The sequence below is a fragment of the Aquidulcibacter sp. genome, from assembly GCF_049239865.1.
GTDB lineage: Bacteria > Pseudomonadota > Alphaproteobacteria > Caulobacterales > Aquidulcibacteraceae > Aquidulcibacter.
Genome location: NZ_JBMLTR010000171.1, coordinates 1 through 3,883, shown reverse-complemented (window position 1 = coordinate 3,883; position 3,883 = coordinate 1). Strand labels below are relative to the sequence as shown.

The window sequence follows — 3,883 nt, the reverse complement described above, 5'->3', positions numbered from 1 at the left end:
CGGATTCGTTCCAATAAGTCGTGTCGCCGCGATTATGATAGAAGATCGGATCGTTCAGCCAATTTGGAACCTTAATTTGGGCTTCTGCTGGCGGCACGACTATCTGATACGCATAGTCAGTCTGCGTCAGCTTGGAAAAATTCGCTGGTGTCCGAACGCCGTCCCCTTCAAAGCCCGGATTGATGGCCGCACCATCCTTGGCACGCCGTTGATAGGGAAAATCGGCACGATTCCGATAGGGGCAGCCGCCGGTGGGACATTCGGCATAAGCAATTATGTCGGCTGTGTGGTTGGTGATGATGTCCATATAGACCTTCATGCCGCGCGAGTGCGCCGCGGCCACGAAAGCCTTAAAGTCTGTATTCGATCCAAAATGAGGGTCGACTTGCGTGTAGTCGGTAACCCAATAGCCGTGATAGCCTGCGGTTTCATGGCCTGGTGCGCCTTGCACGGCCTTATTCTTGAAGATTGGGGCTATCCAAATCGCAGTCGCCCCCAGATTCTGAATGTAGTCTAGGCGGTCCGTTAGGCCCTTCAGATCACCGCCGTGATAAAAGGCTTTGTGTGTTGGATCAAAGCCAGTTTGAAGCCGGCCGCCCTTCAATCCACCTTTGTCATTGCCGGGATCGCCATTTTCAAATCGATCCGGCAAGAGAAAATAGATAACTTCATCTTCTGGCAGCCGGTCACGGAAGCCATCTGCCTGGGCCGCGGGTGCGGCAAACGCTGAGAGAGCCAAACTGGTCAATAACATCGCCAAGCGGACAAGCTTCAGGTGCGGTTGCGTGGTGGTCATTTGCTTTTCCCAAGTCTCAGAACAGTCAGCTCGCTTTACCTGCATGGAGCGCGTCGATGGCGACCTGAACTTCGCGCTGGCAATCCTTCCAAGCCGCCTCGGAGGTCGTTTCTAATTTCGTGACCCGCTTCATCGCTTTGTCGGCTGGCGACCAGACCATCGTCATCTCTGGCAGATTGGGCATGGCAATGGCCGAGAGCGCTTGCGTCTTATAGGCCTGTACGATTGGATTCTTCGCCACCTCTGGCACATCATAGACTCCCCGAAGGGTCGGCAATTCTCCGCCCTCGATGGCCATGATTTTGGCGGCCTCGACACTGGTCAGGAATTTCGCAAACGCCCAAGCCTCGGCGGGATCATGGGTTCCGGCACTCATAAAGATCGCTTCGACGGCCATATAGGGGGCCATGGGCCGATTATTGGCGGCGGTGATCCGTGGCAAAACCGCCGCGCCATACGCAATCTCTGGCGCGATCTCGCCCAGAAACCATGGGCCATTGAAGATCATGGCTGCCCGGCCTGTATTGAATAGCGAGGCAACGAGCGACGAGGTCGGGTCATCGGGCAAAATCCCTAAATCGCGCCGCCAATGCTGAACCAGATTAGAGGCCGCAATATTGCGCGCATCATCCAGCATCAGCTTGCCATTGGCATCAAAAACCCCGCCGCCATAGCCATTCATCAAAGCCGCATGGAAGAAGAAGTCATCATAGGCATAGGCGAGGCCAAATCGACCGCGGGCTTGATCGGTATGTTTGGCCGCTAAAGCCTGCATCTCTTCAATGGTTTCAGGCGGCTTTGTGATCAGCTTCTTATTATAGAGAAGGGCGGCGGACTTATAATTGAAGGGCAGGGCCCAGACCGCATTCTTATAGGTCACTGCCTCAAACATATTGGGCAGAAAGGCGGCTTTGGTAGCCTCATCCAGAAAGAAGTCTAAGGGCGTGATCGTGTCGCCCACCTCAGCCCAGCCGCCCAAGCGGTCATGACCAAAGACAAACAGGTCTGGGCCTTTGCCACGTGGAACCGAGGCCGAAATCTTGTCGGCCATCGCATCGCTGGGGATGGCAACGGCGCGGACCGGACGCTCACCGGGCTTCAGGCGGCCAGAATAAATCGCCGCCAACTTTTCAAGTGCCGCCTTCTCGGCACCTCTAAAACCATGCCAGATAATCAGATGGGGCCGTAAAACTTGCTGCTTCGGCCCGCAGCCAGAAAGGCCCAGTGCGCCGGTACTGGCTAATCCACCCGCGAGGCCTTTGGCCATCCAGCCCAATGCCGCTCGTCTGTTTGGGCCACTTCCCATCGCTGTCACCTTAACTTGGCCGATTGTTCAATTGCCCTAAGGGTGAGAGGAATCCCTTGCGCGTGCAATCGATTTTTACATGGCGATCACACGGCCCAATGTAACCCGCACCTGCCTCAACACGTAGGCCATAGGGGTACTTAGGCTGGACCAGTCAGCGCTATCGGGGAATGGGAATGACATTGCAAGCGCTCGACATCGGCATGATCCTATGTGCGCTATTCATGGGCGTTCTCGTGCCGCGATCTACGACCTGTGCTGTCGCGGCGGTTTTGGAAGGGCTAGATCGAGGCCGCGCTTGGCGATTTGCTGGCTTTGCTTTGGCCAGTCTTAGCGCGATGGCATTTCTCTGGCCGATAGCCTGGTTTACGGGCCTGCCCATCCACTTTGCGCCCACAATCACCCCCGGCGTGTTGATACTTGTTGGTGGGCTGGTGTTCGGCACAGGGGCGGCGCTCAATGGCGCATGCGTGTTTGGTACGCTGACCAAGATTGTGAGCGGCGATACCTCGTATTTGTTTGTATTGCCGGGCCTATGGGTCGGTGCCCTTGTGATGGGCCTGTCGGGCCTTTCGGTTCAGCCGCACATGATGGCCACAACCGCTTTGGCCGTTCCATCCACCTTGCTTCTGATTCTATGGGGCACAGCCATTAGTCTCGTTGGTTTGTTGTTTTGGCTGTTTATCCGTCATGGAAAGAGCAACAAAGCTTGGTTCATGGGTGCGATTGGCGTAATCGGCGGCCTTCTTTACACCATCCATCCAGCTTGGAATTATAGCGTTGCGATCCATGATTTTGCGCAAGCAATTCTGACAACGCCCCATCACATGGCCGATAGTTTGTTGCCTTGGCTAGTTGTCGCTGCCTGTCTCGGTGGTGTCACTTCGACCGTGGCCGCAGGCACATTCAAGCTAAAGCCACCCAGCCTCCGCGGCAGCGCGGGTGCGTTGATCGGAGGGTTCCTAATGGCCTTTGGCCTTGTGATGATCCCGGGCGGTAATGATGGCCTGATCCTATTTCTTCTCCCCAGCCTCAGCGGATCGGCCGCTTTAGCTTATGCGGCCATGAACGCGGGCATTCTTGGTACATTGTTGCTGGGGCGGTCGTTACGCCTCCGCGCCACACCTCTCAGCCCTTAAAACTCGCGTGGCACGGGAATCGCTTCTCCAGATAGGCTTGTCCCAAACAGACACACATGCCGTCGGCACTGTCTCGGGCCCAACTTGGAGTGAAGAGAATGCGCAAACCAGTCATCGTCGCCACAGCGATCGTCGCCGCTGCTCTGGCAGCCGGTTTTGCCTTCGCGGGGGTGCAAACCACCACGGGCCACGCCAGCACGCCAGAACGGGAAGCAACCTATCAGAGCTGCTTGAAGGCAGCAGACGCCAAGTTTGACGGCATCCACCTCGACCTTTTAGTTGGCGAGGCAGCCGACAAGGTTGCTCTGCGCAACCGCGCCATGCGCGCCCATTGCGACGCTTATCGCGCAGACCTTACCACCCGCTGGACCGGCTTTGCTGACTCCTGCCAAGACACCGCCGGATATTCGGGTCTTGAAGGCAGAACCCTAAACGCCAACAGCGTTGAGACCATGCGCAAAGTCTGCACCGCCATGACGGCAAGCCAATCCGCCGCGAAATAGCGGATTGGGCTTTTGTGCCTGGGTGGCGCGTCGGGTGCAGTCCGGCAGGAATGCACCATCAAAACTAAAATGGTTTTTGTTTTTATTGTTTCAACTAGGAATGATGGGGTGGACGCCCCCTGACGGCATCTATGTGCCA

At 56.4% G+C, this 3,883-nt stretch carries 4 protein-coding genes; 2 read left to right on the top strand and 2 right to left on the bottom strand.

Features of this window, described 5'->3' with window-relative positions; translation table 11 throughout:
* Both ACOVRA_RS12005 and ACOVRA_RS12000 read right to left on the bottom strand, forming a co-directional pair.
* Nucleotides 1–796 (bottom strand): alpha-amylase family glycosyl hydrolase (locus tag ACOVRA_RS12005; RefSeq protein WP_421720493.1); only part of this gene is annotated, 796 nt, incomplete at its 3' end.
* A gap of 25 nt (nucleotides 797–821) precedes the next feature.
* On the bottom strand, nucleotides 822–2,102 hold the full coding sequence (locus ACOVRA_RS12000) for an extracellular solute-binding protein (protein WP_421720492.1): 1,281 nt from the start codon (nucleotides 2,100–2,102) through the stop codon (nucleotides 822–824).
* A gap of 176 nt (nucleotides 2,103–2,278) precedes the next feature.
* On the opposite strand from ACOVRA_RS12000, the gene ACOVRA_RS11995 reads away from it, so the two are divergent.
* On the top strand, nucleotides 2,279–3,241 hold the full coding sequence (locus ACOVRA_RS11995; RefSeq protein WP_421720491.1) for a YeeE/YedE thiosulfate transporter family protein: 963 nt from the start codon (nucleotides 2,279–2,281) through the stop codon (nucleotides 3,239–3,241).
* A 98-nt stretch (nucleotides 3,242–3,339) separates the two neighbouring features.
* Entirely contained in the window at nucleotides 3,340–3,744 is a 405-nt protein-coding gene (locus ACOVRA_RS11990; RefSeq protein WP_421720490.1) for a hypothetical protein, read from the top strand.
* Nucleotides 3,745–3,883: the final 139 nt, after the last annotated feature.

Excerpts from the sequence above, each read along its gene's own strand:
- ACOVRA_RS11990 (WP_421720490.1), top strand. The coding sequence starts at position 3,340 with ATGCGCAAACCAGTCATCGTCGCCACAGCGATCGTCGCCGCTGCTCTG.
- ACOVRA_RS11995 (WP_421720491.1), top strand. The coding sequence starts at position 2,279 with ATGACATTGCAAGCGCTCGACATCGGCATGATCCTATGTGCGCTATTC.
- ACOVRA_RS12000 (WP_421720492.1), bottom strand. The coding sequence starts at position 2,102 with ATGGGAAGTGGCCCAAACAGACGAGCGGCATTGGGCTGGATGGCCAAA.